Origin of the sequence: Streptomyces sp. NPDC059002 (assembly GCF_042740435.1) — a bacterium.
GTDB lineage: Bacteria > Actinomycetota > Actinomycetes > Streptomycetales > Streptomycetaceae > Streptomyces.
The window spans coordinates 1-17,862 of record NZ_JBHYJI010000025.1 but is presented as its reverse complement, the minus strand read 5'-3'; the positions used below and the strand labels follow the sequence as shown (position 1 = coordinate 17,862).

Genomic DNA, 17,862 nt, shown 5'->3' with positions numbered 1-17,862 from the left:
CCTGTGAGACGCGTGAGCCATGCCACGGACAGGCCATTAGGGTGACGGTATGTCGGCGACGCGCTACACCTATCTCGGCCCCGAAGGCACCTTCACCGAGGCCGCTCTCCGCACGCTCCCCGAAGCGGCCGCCCGGGAACTCGTCCCGATGGTGTCCGTGCCGGCCACGCTCGACGCCGTACGCAACGGCGAGGCGGCGGCCGCGCTCGTGCCGATCGAGAACTCGGTCGAGGGCGGCGTCACCACCACCGTCGACGAACTCGCCAAGGGCGAGCCCCTGATGATCTACCGCGAGGTGGTCCTGCCGATCGCCTTCGCGCTGCTGGTGCGCCCCGGCACCGCGCTCACGGACATCAAGACGGTCACCGGCCACCCCGTGGCCCAGCCCCAGGTCCGCAACTGGCTTGCCACGCACCTGCCCGACGCCCTGTGGGAGTCGGCCGCCTCGAACGCGGACGGTGCGCGCCTGGTCCAGGAGGGCCGCTTCGACGCGGCCTTCGCGGGCGAGTTCGCCGCGGCGACGTACGGCCTCGAACCGCTGGTCAGCGAGATCCACGACGCGGCGAACGCCGAGACCCGCTTCGTGCTGGTCGGCCGCCCCGCCAGGCCCGCGGCGCCGACGGGCGCGGACAAGACCTCCGTCGTCATCTGGCTCGGCGACGACCACCCCGGTGCCCTGCTCGAACTGCTCCAGGAGTTCGCGGTGCGCGGGGTCAACCTCATGCGGATCGAATCGCGCCCCACGGGCCAGGGCATCGGCAACTACTGCTTCTCGGTGGACGCCGAGGGGCACATCACGGACCGCCGGGTCGGCGAGGCGCTGATGGGCCTCAAGCGGATCTGCCCCGAGGTGCGCTTCCTGGGGTCGTATCCGCGGGCGGGGGTCTCTCCCGCCGATGTGCGGACGCTGCGGCCCGGCACCTCGGACGAGGCGTTCATGGCGGCGGCGGACTGGTTGACGCGCAGCCAGGACGGCCGTTTCTAGCCACCGGCGACGCTCCGGTACCTCATCGGCGGGCCCTGTGGGTCCGCCGATGCCCATGTGGATCCACCGGGCGCCATTCCTACCTGCAGATTTACGTTGTCCACAGAAGTTATCCACAGGATCCGATCTCGACCTGGGGACAAGTCGACAACGAAGCACGACATGGTCGACAAATCGGCCCACAGCCCGCAAGTCCGTCCACAGCCTCGTACGTCACCCCTCGTCCACTCTTTTCCATTGATCAACTCTTTGGAGCGAACCATTTCCACTCGAAAGTGGGTGTGCAGGTGGTTTGGGACGGGAATCCTTCGTCGCACATACGGCTTTCGGAACGCCTCATTCTGGCGTCCACAGATCTTTCGCACACCCTGTGGATAACTCTCCGGAGGCCCCCATCCCTGTGGACAACAGGGGTGGACGGAGCCCTCAAGTCCCGCCCCCCGCAAGGGGTTCGAGTCAAGGCGGCGAGGACGCTCTGCCCCATTTCGGGGATTGGCACCTTTTTTATTGACCGGTCGCCGACAGGGGTCGGGCGGAGCTTTTCCGGCCGTATCGATCTTGATTCGGTTTACCCGGAACCGGGAATTCATATTCCGGCAAACCGGGCATAACGTACACAATGGAATATCGAGTCGTGGCCCGGAACCGTCCGACGGTAGCCTTGAGGGGTGATTGACCTTCGCCTGCTCCGTGAGGACCCCGACCGTGTTCGCGCCTCCCAGCGCGCCCGTGGAGAGGACGTCGAGCTCGTCGACGCCCTGCTCTCCGCCGACGAGCGGCGCAGGTCGTCCGGCGTCCGCTTCGACGAACTCCGCAACGAGCAGAAGACGCTCGGCAAGCTGATCCCCAAGGCATCGCCCGAGGAGAAGCAGGAGCTCCTGAGGAAGGCGGGCGAGCTCTCCGCCGCGGTCAAGGCGGCCGACGCCGCGCAGAACGAGGCCGACGAGGACGCCAAGCGCCTCCTGCTCCAGCTGGGGAACATCGTCCACGAGGACGTCCCGGTCGGCGGCGAGGAGGACTTCGTCGTCCTCGATCGCTTCGGCACCCCGCGCGACTTCGCCGCCGAGGGCTTCGAGCCGAAGGACCACCTGGAGCTCGGCGAGCTGCTCGGCGCCATCGACGTCGAGCGCGGCGCGAAGGTCTCCGGATCGCGCTTCTACTACCTCACCGGCGTCGGCGCGCTCCTGGAGCTCGCCCTGGTGAACGCGGCGATCGCGCAGGCCACCGAGGCCGGCTTCACCCCCATGCTCACGCCCGCGCTCGTGCGCCCGCGCGCCATGGAGGGCACCGGCTTCCTCGGCCAGGCCGCGGACAACGTGTACCACCTGGAGAAGGACGACTACTACCTGGTCGGCACCTCCGAGGTCGCCCTCGCCGGGTACCACATGGACGAGATCGTCGAGGCCGACAAGCTCCCCCTGCGGTACGCGGGCTTCTCGCCCTGCTTCCGCCGCGAGGCCGGCACGTACGGCAAGGACACCCGCGGCATCTTCCGCGTGCACCAGTTCGACAAGGTCGAGATGTTCTCGTACGTCGCCCCCGACGACGCGGAGAACGAGCACAAGCGCCTCCTGGAGTGGGAGAAGCAGTGGCTGACCGGCCTCGGCCTGCCCTTCCAGGTGATCGACGTCGCCACCGGTGACCTCGGCGCCTCGGCCTCGCGCAAGTACGACTGCGAGGCGTGGATCCCCACCCAGGGCAAGTACCGCGAGCTGACCTCGGCCTCCAACTGCGACGGCTTCCAGGCCCGCCGCCTGTCCATCCGCATGCGCGAGGGCAAGAAGGTCCAGCCCCTCGCGACGCTGAACGGCACGCTGTGCGCCGTCCCGCGCACGATCGTGGCCATCCTGGAGAATCACCAGCAGGCCGACGGCTCCGTGGTGGTGCCCGAGGTGCTGCGCCCGTACCTCGGGGGACGAGAGATTTTGGAGCCCATCGCCAAGTGAGCCACCCAGCTCCGGTCACGCCCGCCTTCCCCTACAAGCTGGTCGCGACCGACCTCGACGGGACGCTCCTGCGCCCCGACGACACGGTCTCGGGACGGACCCGCGACGCGCTCACCGCGGCCACCGCGGCGGGCGCGGCGCACATCATCGTCACCGGCCGTGCGGTGCCCTGGACCCGCCACATCCTCGACGACCTCGGCTACGAGGGCATCGCGGTGTGCGGGCAGGGCGCACAGGTCTACCACGCGGGGGAGCACCGGCTGCTCACCTCGGTGACGCTCGACCGGCAGCTGGCCGGGCTCGCGCTCGCCAAGATCGAGGCGGAGATCGGCCCCCTGGCGCTCGCCGCGAGCCGTGACGGCATCGACGGCGAGGTCCTGGTCGGCCCTGGCTACACGGTCCAGGAGGGCCCGCTCCCGACCATCCCCTTCACGGACGTCGCCGACCTGTGGGCGGCCCCGCTGAACAAGGTGTACGTCCAGCATCCCGGCCTCAGCGACGACGCCCTCGCGGACGTGGCCCGTCAGGTGGCGGGCGACCTGGTCGGCGTGACGATGGCGGGCGAGGGCATCGTCGAGCTCCTCCCCCTCGGCCTCTCCAAGGCCACGGGCCTCTCCCTGGCGGCCCGCCGCCTGGGCGCGAAGGCCGCGGACACGATCGCCTTCGGCGACATGCCGAACGACATCCCCATGTTCGGCTGGGCAGCCCACGGCGTAGCCATGGCCAACGCCCACGAGGACCTCAAGGCCGTGGCGGACGAGGTGACGTCCTCGAACGAGGAGGACGGCATCGCGGTGGTGCTCGAGCGGTTGCTGGGGCAATCCGGCCCGTGAGGCGGCTCGGACGGGATATCAAGCCCGTCCGGCGTTTGAGGACGAACTCGGCGGAGCCGGTGATGAACACCAGCCCCGGTTACGCGGAGGATGCGCGGATCGAACGCGCGCGGGGGTATGAGCCCCGACGACGGCTTAGCAAGCCGCTGCCTTACCACTCGGCCAATCCTCCGGGTGGGCGGCCCGCGCAGAGATGCGATCTGCGCGCTCGAAGCGGCCGCCCCGGGCAGCTCCCCCGTGGGCGGGGGCTCTACGAAGTGAGCGACTACTCCGGAGCCTGCCGCGGGCTGCCCTGCTGGGAACTCGACGGACTCGTACTGATGGACACGTCGGCTCCTCTCCCAGAAGGTGAGCGCCCAAGGCGGGCGCGTTGACATCAACTACTCTGCCCGCACGGGGAGTTCACCGCCACCGATTAAATCCGCGCCGCACCGGCACCGGCCCGCACCGGGCCCGCGCAGCGCTCAGCGCCGACGCCACTTCCGGCGCCGCGACCGGCTGAAGAACCACCCCGCGGGCGGCTCGTCGGAGCGCCACGGCTGTGGTTCGGGCGCCCCGCGCTCCCGCCACCGCTCGGTCAGCATGCGCGCCCGCGCGGACGGCTCCGCCCGCTGTGCGGACCGTACGAAGTCCTCGTCCAGGACGACGTCGTCCCAGTCCTCCTCCGATGCCATCGCGGCACCTCCTCGGAAACAGCGCGCTCAACGGCGCACCCTCCCACCAGTGTGCTGGTGGGAGGGTGAAGGCGCCGTCAAGGCGAGCGGGGGCTACTCCTCCCCGGCCAGCTTCAGGGACCTCAGCTTCTGTCCGGCGTACCAGGTCGTGACGACCGTGACGGCGATCAGCAGGACCGTCGCGGTCGGCAGGCCGACGTCCGAGGTGATCAGGTCGCCGTCGCCGACCTTCTGGGCCACGGCGAGGGACCACTGCTGCACGCTGAGGGTGCGCGCCCCGGCGACCAGGGACCCGAAGAGGGCCTCCCAGACCAGGGCGTAGACGAGCCCGAAGACCACGGCGTGCCGGGTGACCGTGCCGAGGAGCAGGAAGATCGCGGCGTACGTGATGGAGGCGACGAGCGCCGCGATCGTGTAGGCGATGGCGATCTGCTGGCCGTTGCCGTTCAGGATCATTCCGGCGATGAACGTCGGGATCGCGGAGAAGGCCATGGTCACGGCGATGGCGACGATCAGCTTGGTGAAGATGATCGTGGGCCGCTTGACCGGCTTGGAGAGCAGGTACACCACGGAGCCGTCGTCGATCTCCGGGCCGATCGCGCCGGTGCCCGCGATGACGCCGATGATCGGCACCATCGTGGCGAGCGCGAAGCCGCCGAGGACGTCGACGGCGACCTGGTCGTCGGCGCCGCTGAAGCCTCGTACGGCGGCGGCGATCACGATCAGCAGGACGGGCAGGGCGAAGAGGATCAGCGCCCGGCGGCGGCCGAGCAGGGCCCGGTAGGTGAGCCGGGCGACAGTGGGGTCGTACACGGTGGCTCCCTTCAGGCCGCGACGAGGTAGGAGAAGACCGACTCGAGGGACTCGTCCGATGGCGAGACCGTCAGGAGCCGGATGCCGTGGTCGCGGGCGACCTTGGGCAGCAGCGTGGTGAACCGGCCGAAGTCGACCGCCTGAATGCGCAACGCGCCCTCCTTGAGGTCGACTTCGATGCCGGCCGTGGACGGATCGGCGATCAGCGCGGCGGCCAGGGCGCGGTCGTCGCTGGAACGGATCAGATAGCGGTGCGGCCGGTCGGTCATCAGGCGGCGGATCTTGCGGAAGTCTCCGCTCGCCGCGTGCCGTCCGGCGACGATCACCTCGATGTGCGAGGCCAGTTGCTCGACCTCTTCGAGGATGTGCGAGGAGAAGAGGACCGTGCGGCCCTGGTCGCCCATGGTCCGCAGGAGGTCCATCAGCTGCATGCGCTGGCGCGGGTCCATGCCGTTGAAGGGCTCGTCGAGCAGCAGCACGGACGGCTCGTGGACCAGGGCGGACGCCATCTTCACGCGCTGGCGCATGCCCTTGGAGTACGTCGAGATCTTCCGGTCCTGCGCGTACTCCATCTCGACCGTGGCGAGCGCCTTCTTGGCGGCGCGCTCGTCCAGACCGTGCAACTCGGCGTTGGCGACGACGAATTCGCGGCCCGTGAGGAAGTCGTACATCGCCTCGCGCTCGGGGACGATGCCGATCTCCTTGTAGATCTGTTCGTTGCGCCAGATCGGCTTGGCGTCGAGCGTGACACTGCCCGTGGAGGGGGCGAGGAAGCCGCCCATCATGTTGATGAGCGTGGACTTGCCCGCGCCGTTCGGACCGAGGAGCCCCGTGACTCCCGGGCCGATGTTCATGGTGATGTCGTTGACGGCCACCACGTTGCCGAACCAGCGGGAGGTGTGGTCGATGGTGATCGTGCTCATCAGAGGCCGACCTTTCGGTAGCGGCGCATCATGGCGCCGTAGCAGCCCGCGATGAGGGCGAGGACGACGAGTACGTAGACGACACCGACTCCGGCGGAGGGGCCTTCCGCGCCGGGGAAGGCGGAGGTCGCGCCGAGGAAGGCGGTCTGTACGCCGTCGATGAGTGTGATCGGCGAGAACAGTCCGAGCCAGGCGATGGCTCCGGTGCTGCCCTGTTCGTGGGCGATCGCCTGGACCGTGGACACCGCTCCGTAGGTGATGGTCAGGACGGCGATGACGGCGGCGATGCCGAAGCCGCGCCGGGGTGTGATCGCCGAGATGACGAGCGCGATGCCGGAGAAGAGGAGCGAGAGCAGCGCCACGGAGACGAGTCCCTGGGCGAATCCCTTGGTCTGGTCGGCGAAGTCGAGCTTGGCGAGCAGCGCCCCTACGTAGAGGACGAGCAGCGGGGCGGCCGTCAGGGCGAAGAGGGCCGAGCTCATCGCGGCGAACTTCGCGAGGACGTAGTCACCGCGTTCGATGGGCCGCGAGAAGTAGAGCGGCACGGTCTTGAAGCGCAGGTCGCGGGAGACGGTCTGCGGGGCCTGGGCGGCCAGGAAGAGGCTGATGACGGCCTGCATGACGATCGCGTAGCGCGTGTAGTCGACGGGCAGGTCGTTCGCCTTGGTGGCCACGGCGACCGCCACCATGATCGCGGCGGGCATGCACATCACCGCGAAGAGGATCATGGGCAGGACCTTGGACTTGGCGGACCGCCCGAGGCCGTACGCGCCGCGCAGGCTCTGGGAGAAGAGCGAACGGCGTGCGTAGGCACGGCCGAGGCGCGGCCCGTCGTAGTTGCGGTACCCGATGTTGTGGATCTGGGTGGACTCGGTGCTCATCGCGCCCCTCCCTCCTTCTGCTGTGCGGCGGCCGCGGTGGCTGCCCAGGCGGCCGCGCGCTCGGAGACGGGCTCCTGCCGCGGCTCGTCCTTGAAGACCTCGGCGATGTGGTGCCTGCGCTGTTCCATCCGGACCAGGCCGAGGCCGAGGTCGGCGACGAGGTCGCGCACGAGGTCGTAGGTCTCCTCGCCCTCGGCGGTGAGCAGGATCGTGTGTCCCGCGCCGGGCAGTTCGCCGCCGGTCTCGGTGCCGATGCCGCGTCCCTGGAGCGCGTCGCGCAGCGCGCGGGTGCCGTCGGGGTGGGCGTCGGAGTCGGTGACCTCGACGGCGAGCGTCGTGGTGGTCTGGGTGAAGTCGGTGGTGGAGCTGGACCTCAGCAGCTTGCCGCCGTCGATGACGACGACGTGGTCGCAGGTGCGCTCCAGCTCGCCCAGGAGGTGCGAGGTGACCAGGACCGAGATGCCGAAGTCGGTGTGGACGCGGCGGATCAGGCCGAGCATCTCGTCGCGCCCGACCGGGTCGAGGCCGTTCGTCGGCTCGTCGAGGAAGACCAGCTGGGGGTCGTGCACCAGGGCCTGCGCGAGCTTCACGCGCTGCTTCATGCCCGTCGAGTAGCCGCCGATGGGGCGGTACCTCTCCTCGTAGAGGCCGACGTGCCGCAGGGTGTCCGCGGTGCGCTCGCGGGCCGCGGTGGGCGGCAGTCCGGACATGCGCGCCATGTGGACGACGAACTCGGTGGCCGAGACGTCGGGCGGCAGGCAGTCGTGCTCGGGCATGTACCCGACGCGTTCGCGGATCTCGCCGCCGCTGGTGGCGACGTCGAGGCCGAGCACGGCGGCGCGGCCCTCCGTGGCGGGGGACAGACCCAGCAGGATCTTGATCAATGTGGACTTGCCGGCTCCATTGGCTCCGACGAGTCCGGTCACACCGGGCCCGATATCCATGGAGAGCCGGTCAAGAGCGGTCACCCTCGGGAACCGCTTGCTCAGGCTTTCGGTCGCGATCACAGTCACGCTTCGAAGGTAGTGGCGCAGACCACACCGGTCGTCAGACCACGGGCTCGACCTGACGTCACTCTGGAGTATTACGGGCCCGTAAGGGTCGTCCGGAAGTCGACCCCTGGGGGTTCTTCCGGACCTGTCCCGCAGGGTTGTGCAGAGCCCTTGACGTAGCCGCCGGGCATTGTCACATTCATCAGTGTCAAGTTACGAACGCGTACGGCGATGGACCGGACATGGGCTCGGCACGAGCGGGCCGGACACGGGACGGACGGTGGCATGACCTCAGCAGTGACAGGCGAACTCTCCGCGGAGCTGCGGGGGTTCAGGGAAGTGCAGACCCTCGCGTATGAATGCGCGGAGGCGGTCGCGGCTCAGCTCAAGCCGGGTGTGACGGAGCGCGAGGCCGCGCGGATGCAGCGCGAGTGGCTGCGCGAGCGGGGTGTGCGGGACTGGTTCCACCTGCCCTTCGCCTGGTTCGGGGACCGCACGGCGTTCGTGAACTTCCGGATACCCCTGCAGTTCTTCCCCACCCACCGCAGGCTGGAGCCGGGGATGCCCTTCATCCTCGACATGGCCCCGGTCTACAAGGGGTTCACGGCCGACATCGGCTACTCCGGCTGCCTCGGCCTCAATCCCGTGCACGACAAGCTCCTCGCCGACCTCGAGGCGCACCGCGAGCTGATCCTGCGCGAGGTCCGCGAGCGCCGCCCGCTGCGCGAGATATACGAGGACGTGGACCGCCTCATGGTCCGTCAGGGCTATGCCAACCGCCATCGCGCGTATCCCTTCGGCGTCATCGCGCACAAGGTCGACCGGGTCAAGGAGCGGCGCCTGACGCCGCACCTGTTCGGGTTCGGCACGCAGTCGCTGAAGGGCCTCGCGAGCGACGCGATCCATGGCCACCGGGACGGCTGGTCCCCGCTGTGGTCCCCCTACAAGTTCTCCGACCACCCTCCCCAGAAGGGGCTCTGGGCGGTCGAGCCGCACCTCGGATTCCGGGGTACGGGCGCGAAGTTCGAGGAGATCCTGGTCGTCACCGACTCCAAGGATCCCGAACAGAGCGCGTTCTGGCTGGACGACGATCTGCCGCACGTGCGGCGCTGGGCTGAGGAGAGGGCCGCCGCATGACGACCGCAGGAATCGGCAAGGGCACCGACAGGGGCATCGGGGACGCCCGCGAGCGCTGGGTGCGCACGGGCGGGGTGGAGCTGTGCGTCGCCGAACTGGGCGACCCGGAGCGGCCCACGGTCGTGCTCGTGCACGGCTATCCGGACTCCAAGGAGGTGTGGACGGAGGTCGCCGCACGTCTCGCGGACCAGTGCGGATTTCACGTCGTGCTGTACGACGTGCGCGGCCACGGCAGGTCCACGGCCCCGCGGCCGCTGCGCGGCGGCTTCACCCTGGAGAAGCTGACCGACGACTTCGTGGCGGTCATCGACGCGGTCAGTCCGGACAAGCCGGTGCATGTGGTCGGGCACGACTGGGGCTCGGTGCAGTCCTGGGAGTTCGTCACGGTCAAGCGCACGGAGGGGCGGATCGCGTCCTTCACGTCCATGTCAGGGCCCTCGCTCGACCACTTCGGGCACTGGATCAAGAAGCGGATGACCCGGCCGACGCCGCGCAAGGTCGGTCAACTGCTCGGCCAGGGCGCCAAGTCCTGGTACGTGTACATGCTGCACACCCCCGTACTCCCCGAGCTCGCCTGGCGCGGCCCGCTCGGCAAGCGGTGGCCGAAGATCCTGGAGCGCGTCGAGAAGGTTCCGTCCGGCGGCTATCCGACGTCCTCACTGCCCCAGGACGCCGCGCACGGCGCCTGGCTCTACCGGGACAACGTCCGCGCGCGACTGCGCAGGCCGCGCACCGATGCGTACGCGCACGCGCCCGTGCAGCTCATCACGCCCTCCGGCGACATCTTCCTGTCCGAGCGGCTCTACGACGAGCTGGAGCTGTGGGCCCCGCAACTGGTCCGCCACACGCTGCCCGCCAAGCACTGGGTGCCGCGCACCCGGCCCGATCAACTGGCCGCCTGGATCAGCGAGTTCATCACCACCAACGAGGACGGTATGCCCGCCAAGGACAGTGTGGCCACGGGGAAGCACGCCGACCGGTTCGGCGGCCAGCTCGTCCTGGTCACCGGCGCGGGCAGCGGCATCGGACGGGCCACCGCCTTCGCGTTCGCCGAGTCGGGCGCGCGCGTGATCGCCGTCGACCGGGACGCGGAGAGCGCGGCCCGCACGGCGGAGATGTCCCGCCTGATAGGCGCCCCCGCGGCCTGGGGCGAGACGGTCGACGTCACCGACGAGCAGGCCATGGAGAAGCTCGCCGAGAAGGTCGCCACGGAGTACGGCGTCGTGGACGTCCTGGTGAACAACGCGGGCATCGGCCTCTCCGGCTCCTTCCTCGACACCAGCACCGAGGACTGGAAGAAGGTCCTCGACGTCAATCTGTGGGGCGTCATCCACGGCTGCCGGCTCTTCGGCAAGCAGATGGCCGAGCGCGGCCAGGGCGGCCACATCGTCAACACCGCGTCCGCCGCGGCCTATCAGCCCTCCAAGGCGCTGCCCGCCTACAGCACCTCCAAGGCGGCGGTCCTGATGCTCAGCGAGTGCCTGCGCGCGGAGCTCGCGGGCCAGGGCATCGGGGTCTCCGCGATCTGCCCGGGCTTCGTCAACACGAACATCACCGCGACCACGCACTTCGCCGGCGTCGACGCCGAGGAGGAGAAGCGCCGCCAGAAGAGGACGTCCCGGCTGTACGGGCTGCGCAACTACCCGCCGGAGAAGGTCGCCGACGCCGTCCTGCGCGCCGTCGTCAAGAACCAGGCGGTGGTCCCGGTGACCCCCGAGGCCCGCGGCGCCCACCTCATGTCCCGCTTCACTCCCAAGGCCCTGCGCGCGATAGCCCGATTGGAGCCGCCGTTGTGAGCACGGAGCAGAATCCCGACACGCACACCGAGGAGCACTACAGGATCGTTCCGCGCCGGGTCTCGTTCGACTGGGACGAGACGCCGCTGCACTGGATACCGGACGAGCCGACCGCCACCCATGTCATCAACGTCCTGCATCTGCTTCTCCCCGCGGGGGAGCGGTGGTTCGTGAAGGTCTTCAAGGAGGGCCTTCCGCTGGTCACCGACCCGGTGCTGCGGCAGGACGTGAAGGGCTTCATGGGCCAGGAGGCCACGCACAGCGTGCAGCACGCGTATGTGCTGGACCACTTGGCGGCACAGCGGCTCGAGACCGCGGCGTTCACGAAGTACGTCGACTTCCTCTTCGAGAAACTCCTCGGCGAGAGGCCGCCGTTGGGGGCGCCGATACCGACCCAGGAGTGGCTGCGCTTCCGGCTGTCGGTCGTCGCCGCGATCGAGCAGTTCACCGCGGTCCTGGGGAACTGGGTGCTGGCCGCCGACGGCCTGGACGACGCGGGCTCCGACGAGGTCATGCTCGACCTGCTGCGCTGGCACGGCGCCGAGGAGGTCGAGCACCGCGCGGTCGCCTTCGACATGTACCAGCACTGCGGCGGCAGCGGCGTCCCCCGCTACGTCCGGCGCATCGCGGGCATGACCGTCACCGCGCCCGTGATGCTGTACCTGTGGATCTGGGGCACGGCCTATCTGATCCGCCACGACCCCCAACTGGCGGGCCGGCTGCGGTACTCGCTCGCCGAGCACAACCGGGCGGTCAGGAAGGGCCTGCTGCCCACCTGGGGCGAGATCGGAGCGGCGATACCCCGCTATCTGCGGCGGTCGTACCATCCCTCGCAGGAGGGCTCGCTGCGCAGGGCCGTCGAATATCTGGCGCAGTCACCCGCGGCACGGGCTGCCGCGGCGGCGGTGGGCCGGTCGGCCATCGCCTAGCACGAGGCGACACGGAGGGCGGGGAGCGTGGAGTACACGGAGCCCACGGAGCGGTACCGGCTGGAGTACCGGATCGAGGACCTGGCGCACCACAGCGGCGCGACGGTCCGCACGATCCGCGCCTACCAGGACCGCGGGCTGCTCCCCCGCCCCGAGCGGCGCGGGCGGTCCAATGTGTACGGCGACCCGCATCTGGCGCGGCTGCGGCAGATCGCCGACCTGCTCGACCGGGGCTACACCCTGGCCTCCATCAAGGAACTCCTGGAGGCCTGGGACGCCGGCCGGGGGCTCGGCGGTGTGCTTGGTCTGGCCGCGGAGGTCGACGGTCCCTGGACGGACGAGAAGGCCGACCGGATCTCCCGGGCGGAGCTCGAGGCGGCGTTCGGCGGCACCCCGGACGAGGCGGCCGTCGCCGACGCCATCGCGCTCGGCGTACTGGAGCCCGTGCAGGGGAACGACGACGAGTTTCTCGTTCCGAGCCCTCAAGAGCTGGCGGTGGCCGTCGAGTTGTACGCGGCGGGAGTTCCGCTGTCCGCGATCTCGGGACATCTGCGGGAGTTGAGGGGGCAGGTCGAGCACATCGCCTCGCGTTTCCTGGAGTTCACCACCGAGCATGTCTTCGCGCGCTATCTCGGCAATCACCCGCCGACCGAGGCGGACGCGTCCGAGGCGGCCTCTCTCGTACGCAGACTGCGGCCGCTCGCACAGCAGACCGTCGACGCCGAACTGGCGCGTGCCATGCGTCTGTTCGCCACGCTGCACCTGCGGCGCCACCTCGACCCCGAGCTGCCGCCCGAGCCCGCGGATCAGCCGCAGGTGGTGGCTCTGCCCGCCTCCACAATGCGGGCCGTGCAGACGCTGGTTGGGGAGGAGAACGCGGCGGCGTTCATCGCGGCGGCCGCTGAACGCGAGGTCCAGGCAAGGACATTGGACGCACTTGCCTCAACTAACCCCAAGAGCGAGTAAATTGGCCAAATGCCGCTAATCGCCTGCGAGTTGTCCACAGAATCGCCAATTAGCCTGTGGATAACTGGACTTGGCTGTGGATCAAACCTGTGGAACGAAATTGGCCGATGAAAAGTGGGCGGCCGAAAGTGAACGCCGACGGAAGCCGACGGAAAGAGAGAACCGAGTCCGGCGGCGGACGAAAATCACGTGCACGGGAAACGGATCGCCGGGACGCTGAACGGATGAAAGAAGGACCCCCTACACCCCGCGCGGACGCGCCGCACCCCGCCGCGGACGAGCCGCACCCCGGCGACGCACGGCGCACCGTCACCGTGTCCAAGTACCTCTCGAAGCATCTGCGGCATCAGCCCGAGCGGATCGGTCTGACGCTCGACGAGCACGGCTGGGTGGAGATCGACGCACTGCTCACCGCGGCCGCCGCGCACCGCTTCCCCATCACCCGGGCCGAGCTCGACCACGTGGTGACGGTCAACGACAAGCAGCGCTTCGCCGTCGACGGCGGCCGGATCCGGGCCAGCCAGGGCCACTCCGTCGACATCGACCTGGCCCTGCCCACGGCGACCCCGCCCGCGTACCTCTTCCACGGCACCGTGGCCCGCCACCTGGCCGCGATCCGCGCCGAAGGACTGCGCCCGATGAACCGGCACGCCGTGCACCTCTCGCCCGACCGCGAGACCGCGACGCGCGTCGGCGCCCGTCGCGGCCGCCCCGTCGTCCTGTCCGTGGACTCCGGCGCGATGCACAGGGACGGGCACGCCTTCCAGGTCAGCGCCAACGGCGTATGGCTGACAGCCGCCGTCCCGCCCGGCTATCTGCGCTTCCCCGGCCCCCGCTGAGCAGGCATGATCGACCGCATGGAGCATCTGCACAGCACCGAGGCCGCCCTCACCGCCCTGCGCGGGCTCGCCCGTGAGTACGACAGGCAGATCGAGGTCACCCACGACATCGGCGCCGACCAGACCTCGCGCCGCGGCACCGCGGGCGTCGGCGTGACCACCGACCCCGACGGCTCGCTGCCGCACGAGGCGTACGTGGAGTTCGGCGGCTCACCCCGGATCTCGGTGCGGCTCTACCCCGACGACGGCTCCGCGGAGTCCGGCGCCGACGCGTTGATCACCGTGGAGAACGTCGCGTGCCACGACATCCCGCGCGACTCCGTGCCCGCCTTCGTCCGGTCGGTCCTCTCCGGCCTCGCCCACGTCAAGGGCAGGCGCTTCCCGCCCGGCTACCGCCTCGTCGTGCCGCTGCCGGGCGACGAGACGTACAAGGAGTTCATCCCGATGGCGAGCCTGACGCCGTGGCTCAGCGCGAGGGTCCGCTGACCCCCGAGTCCGCACGTGCTCAGTCGCTCAGCGGAGCTGGGCGGCAGCCTCGACAGCGATCTTCTCGAACACTGCCTGGTCTGCGGCGAAGCCGGAATCGGGGATCGGCCAGTGGATCACGATCTCGGTGAAGCCCAGCTCCTGGTGGCGGCCGGCGAAGTCCACGAAGGCGTCAAGGGACTCCAGCGGCCGATTGCGGTCCGGGGTGAAGCCGGTCAGCAGGATCTTGTCGAGGTCGGCCGCGTCCCGGCCGACGTCCGCACATGCCTTGCCGAGCTTCTCGGCCTGTCCCCGGATCGCCTCGCGGGACTCCTCGGGCGTGCCTGTCTCGAAGAGCTTCGGATCCCCCGTGGTCACCCACGCCTGGCCGTGCCGGGCCGCGAGCCTCAGACCGCGCGGGCCGGTCGCCGCGACGGCGAAGGGCAGCCTCGGTCGCTGCACGCATCCCGGGAGGTTGCGCGCCTCGGTCGCCGAGTAGAAGGTCCCCTCGTACGTCACCGAGTCCTCGGTCAGCAGCCGGTCGAGCAACGGCACGAACTCCCCGAACCTGTCGGCACGCTCGCGCGGCGTCCACGGCTCCTCGCCCTCCTTGAGGAGCGTCGTGGCGTCGAAGCCGTTGCCGCCCGCGCCGATGCCGAGTGTGATCCGCCCGCCGGAGACGTCATCGAGCGAGATGAGTTCCTTGGCGAGCGTCACGGGGTGCCGGAAGTTGGGCGACGTCACGAGCGTCCCCAAACGCAGCCGCTCGGTCGCCACTGCGGCGGCGGTCAGCGTGGGCACCGCACCGAACCACGGACCGTCGCGGAAGCTGCGCCAGGCCAGATGGTCATACGTGTACGCCGCGTGGAAACCGAGCTCCTCGGCCCGCAGCCACTGAGCGCGACCACCCTCGTTCCAGCGACGTACGGGAAGGATCACGGTGCTCAGGCGCAGACTCATACCTCAGAGCCTACGGTGATCCCAAGGGCCCCAGCCGCCCGTCACCTCTCCGCCGCCGCGTGGCAGGCCGCCGCCCACCGGACCCGGAACCCGGGTCTCGACCGACCCGCACCACCGCGCGCCGACGGGGAGGCGGTCAGGCGGCGACGGAGCCCTGGGTGTACTTCGACACCAGTTCGTAGGCGGCCGGGAGGTTGTCGAGCTCGGTGATGTCGTCCTGGGGGATCTTGATGCCCAGAACGCGCTCGAAGCGCGAGAAGATCTCGATCACGAGCAGCGAGTCGGCGTCGAGGTCGTCCAGAAAGCTGGTCTCGTCCGAAAGCTCGGCCACGTCTGCTTCCAGCACGTCGGCGACGATCTCCTGGACCTTCTCCCGCAGCTCTTCGGAAAGGGTGACGTTGCTCATCGGGGTCTTCCTCCATGTCTTTATGAATTCCTTGGCGCCTTAAATCCAAGCGCCATTCGGCCGATCTCGGCAACCCCATCCAAAGTGGCATCCCCATGTGCCTCGAAGGTGCATCGCGCGGAATTTCAACGATCTTTGCCCAGCCTTTCATGCCGGTACGCCAAGGTGTGCACGAAGGGCTATGCGACCAGACGTACGGGAAGGTGGTGCGGAGCATGAAGCCGGTGGAGCCGGTCAGTATCGCGGCCGCTGCGCTGTGGCTGCCGAAGGGTCGCGCCAAGCTGACCGAAGCTGTGGCCGACGGGCGGCTGCGCGCCCGGCAGGCCAAGGAACTGGGCCATCCGGAGGTCCCTTCGGCCGAGGTGGAACCGGCACCCGGCATGGCGGTGAGCGCGGCCCGCGAAACACTGCGGAAGGCCGGCATCGAGGCCAAGGCCCTCGACCTCTGCGTACACGCCTGGATGTATTACCAGGGACATGACCTGTGGTCTCCGGCCCATTACGTCGCCCAGGAACTCGGCGCCCATCACGCCATGCCCGTCGGCATTCAGCAGGTGTGCAACGGCGGTGCGGCCGGAGTGGAACTCACCGTCGCCCGAATGACGGCGAACGCCGCGCATTCCACCGACGGATACCGCTGGGGAATGGTGACCACCGGAGACCGGTTCACCAATCCAGGATTCGACCGGTGGACCAGCGATTACGGCGTCGTCTACGGAGATGCGGGCACAGCGGTTCTCCTGCGGGCGCCGGCCGCACCGGAGGATGCCCTGCGGCTGCGGTCCATCGTGACCATGGCGGCATCGGAGCTGGAGTCCATGCACCGGGGCGCGGACCCCTTCGCGGCCGCCGCACGTACTCACCGCCCCCGCGTCGACATGCGCGCCACCAAACGGGCCTACCTGCATGAACATGGCCATGATCAGTTCATCCGTGCGAACGAGAACGCCATCCGCACCATCGTCGACGAGGCGCTGCGCGACGCCGGGATGGGACCGCGCGACCCCCGCCTGCGTTATGCGGTGCTGCCGCGCTTCGGCCTGAAGACCCTTCAGGAGTTCTGGCTGCCGATTCTTGCCGACACTGTGGACGCCGAGCCTCTCGACTACGGGAGGTCGACCGGGCACCTCGGTGCCGGTGACGCGGCAGCGGGACTGGCCGAGCTGATCCACTCCCGCGCCCTCCGCCCCGGGGAAGCGGCGCTCGTCTTCAGCGCCGGGGCCGGATTCACCTGGTCCTGCCTCGTCGTTCAAGCGCCGGACTGATCCGGACTGATGGGGAGGGCGACAGCCTGTTCAGGGCCGTGCGTGGGGATTCGGCCCAGCCCAGGACGAGTCGGCGTGGGAGTGGAGGTGCGGGCGTCGGCCGACGGGGACGGGGTGGGATATCAGCCCTGTTTCCACCGCCTTGTTGGCGGCCTCCACGCGTGAGCGTGCCCGGAGTTTGTCGAAGATGTTGCGCATGTGGCGCTTCACGGTGCCTTCGGCGATACCCAGGTGACGGGCGATCTGGTAGTTGCTCATCCCCTGCGCGGCGAGGTCGATCACTTCGGTCTCACGGGGCGACAACGGCCCCTGAGAGGGCGTGGCCCCCATGGTGACCCTGCCCTCGGAGAGCGACACCGCCACAGGACCTCCCGGAGCGCAGGCATCCCGCACGGCCGCCGACAGCGTCTGCCGGCTCACCGTCTTGTGCAGGAAGCCGCGAATGCCCAAGGTCAGCAGCGACTGCACCAGGGCCGGGGCGTCGTGCATCGTGAGGACGAGGACCTTCGTGTCGGGTGAGGCACCCCGCAGTTGGCGCACCGTCACCTCCGGGCAGTCGTTGCCGGGCATCTCGATGTCCAGCAGGACGATGTCGGGCTGGTGCTGGGAGGCCAGATCCAACAGCTCGGACACGTGGCCCGCGCCCGCGACCACGTCCATGCCCTCCTCAGCCTGCAGGAGCTCAGCGAGAGCGTTTCGCAGGAGAGTGTGATCGTCTGCGATCAGTATGCGGATCGGATCCATGAGTGTTCCCCCGTATGACGTGAAGTTCGATGAGGTCGTCGAAGTCGTCGAAGAAGTCCGATGCAGTCATCGAGTCGAAGCCGAGGTCGGCAGCACCTTCCCCCACCCATCGCCGCGACCTGGTCGATGGCCGCGGCGTAGGTGGGATCGACCGGCGCACCACCGGAGATTCCGATGCACCACACGCGCGTGCACGGCAGTTGAAGGTGGATGAAAGGCCGTAAGGAGCAAGGGCGGGGAGCGTCGGGGCTCAGGGTCAGTCCTTGATCTCGCAGATGACCGCTCCGGAGGTCAGGCTCGCGCCGACC

General features: G+C 69.3%; 18 protein-coding genes and 1 tRNA gene. 10 read left to right on the top strand and 9 right to left on the bottom strand.

Features of this window, described 5'->3' with window-relative positions:
- The first annotated feature begins 49 nt into the window (after window positions 1-49).
- The 3 genes from pheA to ACFWZ2_RS22595 all read left to right on the top strand — a co-directional run bounded on the left by pheA (window position 50) and on the right by ACFWZ2_RS22595 (window position 3,764).
- A complete protein-coding gene (gene pheA / locus ACFWZ2_RS22605) occupies window positions 50-985 on the top strand; it encodes a prephenate dehydratase (RefSeq protein ID WP_384548329.1) in 936 nt (311 codons plus the stop codon).
- 668 nt (window positions 986-1,653) lie between these two features.
- Window positions 1,654-2,931, top strand: coding sequence for a serine--tRNA ligase (gene serS / locus ACFWZ2_RS22600; protein WP_384548327.1), 1,278 nt, complete (start codon window positions 1,654-1,656; stop codon window positions 2,929-2,931).
- Entirely contained in the window at window positions 2,928-3,764 is an 837-nt protein-coding gene (locus tag ACFWZ2_RS22595) for an HAD family hydrolase (RefSeq protein WP_384548325.1), read from the top strand. Before serS ends, ACFWZ2_RS22595 begins: the two co-directional genes overlap by 4 nt.
- A gap of 84 nt (window positions 3,765-3,848) precedes the next feature.
- Here ACFWZ2_RS22595 and ACFWZ2_RS22590 read toward each other — a convergent pair.
- The 6 genes from ACFWZ2_RS22590 to ACFWZ2_RS22565 form a co-directional block, all read right to left on the bottom strand.
- Window positions 3,849-3,936, bottom strand: a tRNA-Ser gene (locus ACFWZ2_RS22590).
- Between the two features lie 292 nt (window positions 3,937-4,228).
- Window positions 4,229-4,438, bottom strand: coding sequence for a hypothetical protein (locus ACFWZ2_RS22585; protein WP_384548323.1), 210 nt, complete (start codon window positions 4,436-4,438; stop codon window positions 4,229-4,231).
- 93 nt (window positions 4,439-4,531) lie between these two features.
- Complete coding sequence (locus ACFWZ2_RS22580; protein ID WP_384548321.1) at window positions 4,532-5,251, bottom strand: ABC transporter permease; 720 nt, start codon at window positions 5,249-5,251, stop codon at window positions 4,532-4,534.
- 11 nt (window positions 5,252-5,262) lie between these two features.
- Window positions 5,263-6,174 (bottom strand): ABC transporter ATP-binding protein, encoded by a 912-nt coding sequence (locus ACFWZ2_RS22575; RefSeq protein WP_384548319.1) that lies wholly within the window; start codon window positions 6,172-6,174, stop codon window positions 5,263-5,265.
- Window positions 6,174-7,055, bottom strand: a complete 882-nt coding sequence (locus ACFWZ2_RS22570) for an ABC transporter permease (protein ID WP_384548317.1) — start codon at window positions 7,053-7,055, stop codon at window positions 6,174-6,176. Before ACFWZ2_RS22570 ends, ACFWZ2_RS22575 begins: the two co-directional genes overlap by 1 nt.
- Window positions 7,052-8,062 (bottom strand): ABC transporter ATP-binding protein, encoded by a 1,011-nt coding sequence (locus tag ACFWZ2_RS22565; RefSeq protein ID WP_384548510.1) that lies wholly within the window; start codon window positions 8,060-8,062, stop codon window positions 7,052-7,054. Before ACFWZ2_RS22565 ends, ACFWZ2_RS22570 begins: the two co-directional genes overlap by 4 nt.
- Window positions 8,063-8,332: 270 nt before the next feature.
- Between ACFWZ2_RS22565 and ACFWZ2_RS22560 the strand changes: the two genes are divergently transcribed.
- The 6 genes from ACFWZ2_RS22560 (at window position 8,333) to ACFWZ2_RS22535 (ending at window position 14,200) form a co-directional block, all read left to right on the top strand.
- Window positions 8,333-9,184, top strand: coding sequence for a M24 family metallopeptidase (locus ACFWZ2_RS22560; protein WP_384548315.1), 852 nt, complete (start codon window positions 8,333-8,335; stop codon window positions 9,182-9,184).
- Window positions 9,181-10,980 (top strand): SDR family oxidoreductase, encoded by a 1,800-nt coding sequence (locus tag ACFWZ2_RS22555; protein ID WP_384548313.1) that lies wholly within the window; start codon window positions 9,181-9,183, stop codon window positions 10,978-10,980. Before ACFWZ2_RS22560 ends, ACFWZ2_RS22555 begins: the two co-directional genes overlap by 4 nt.
- Window positions 10,977-11,909 carry a metal-dependent hydrolase gene (locus ACFWZ2_RS22550; protein WP_384548311.1) on the top strand — a complete coding sequence of 311 codons (933 nt, stop codon included), beginning with the start codon at window positions 10,977-10,979 and terminating at the stop codon, window positions 11,907-11,909. Before ACFWZ2_RS22555 ends, ACFWZ2_RS22550 begins: the two co-directional genes overlap by 4 nt.
- A gap of 27 nt (window positions 11,910-11,936) precedes the next feature.
- Complete coding sequence (locus ACFWZ2_RS22545; RefSeq protein ID WP_384548309.1) at window positions 11,937-12,875, top strand: MerR family transcriptional regulator; 939 nt, start codon at window positions 11,937-11,939, stop codon at window positions 12,873-12,875.
- Between the two features lie 224 nt (window positions 12,876-13,099).
- Window positions 13,100-13,714, top strand: a complete 615-nt coding sequence (locus tag ACFWZ2_RS22540; protein WP_384548307.1) for an RNA 2'-phosphotransferase — start codon at window positions 13,100-13,102, stop codon at window positions 13,712-13,714.
- A gap of 6 nt (window positions 13,715-13,720) precedes the next feature.
- A complete protein-coding gene (locus ACFWZ2_RS22535; RefSeq protein ID WP_384548305.1) occupies window positions 13,721-14,200 on the top strand; it encodes a hypothetical protein in 480 nt (159 codons plus the stop codon).
- Between the two features lie 27 nt (window positions 14,201-14,227).
- On the opposite strand, the gene ACFWZ2_RS22530 is transcribed toward ACFWZ2_RS22535, so the two are convergent.
- A complete protein-coding gene (locus ACFWZ2_RS22530) occupies window positions 14,228-15,139 on the bottom strand; it encodes an LLM class flavin-dependent oxidoreductase (RefSeq protein WP_384548303.1) in 912 nt (303 codons plus the stop codon).
- A 136-nt stretch (window positions 15,140-15,275) separates the two neighbouring features.
- On the bottom strand, window positions 15,276-15,545 hold the full coding sequence (locus tag ACFWZ2_RS22525) for an acyl carrier protein (protein ID WP_384548301.1): 270 nt from the start codon (window positions 15,543-15,545) through the stop codon (window positions 15,276-15,278).
- Window positions 15,546-15,760: 215 nt separating this feature from the next.
- Between ACFWZ2_RS22525 and ACFWZ2_RS22520 the strand changes: the two genes are divergently transcribed.
- Window positions 15,761-16,810, top strand: coding sequence for a 3-oxoacyl-[acyl-carrier-protein] synthase III C-terminal domain-containing protein (locus ACFWZ2_RS22520; RefSeq protein ID WP_384548300.1), 1,050 nt, complete (start codon window positions 15,761-15,763; stop codon window positions 16,808-16,810).
- Between the two features lie 30 nt (window positions 16,811-16,840).
- Here ACFWZ2_RS22520 and ACFWZ2_RS22515 read toward each other — a convergent pair whose 3' ends face one another.
- Window positions 16,841-17,554 (bottom strand): response regulator, encoded by a 714-nt coding sequence (locus tag ACFWZ2_RS22515; RefSeq protein ID WP_384548298.1) that lies wholly within the window; start codon window positions 17,552-17,554, stop codon window positions 16,841-16,843.
- Window positions 17,555-17,862: the final 308 nt, after the last annotated feature.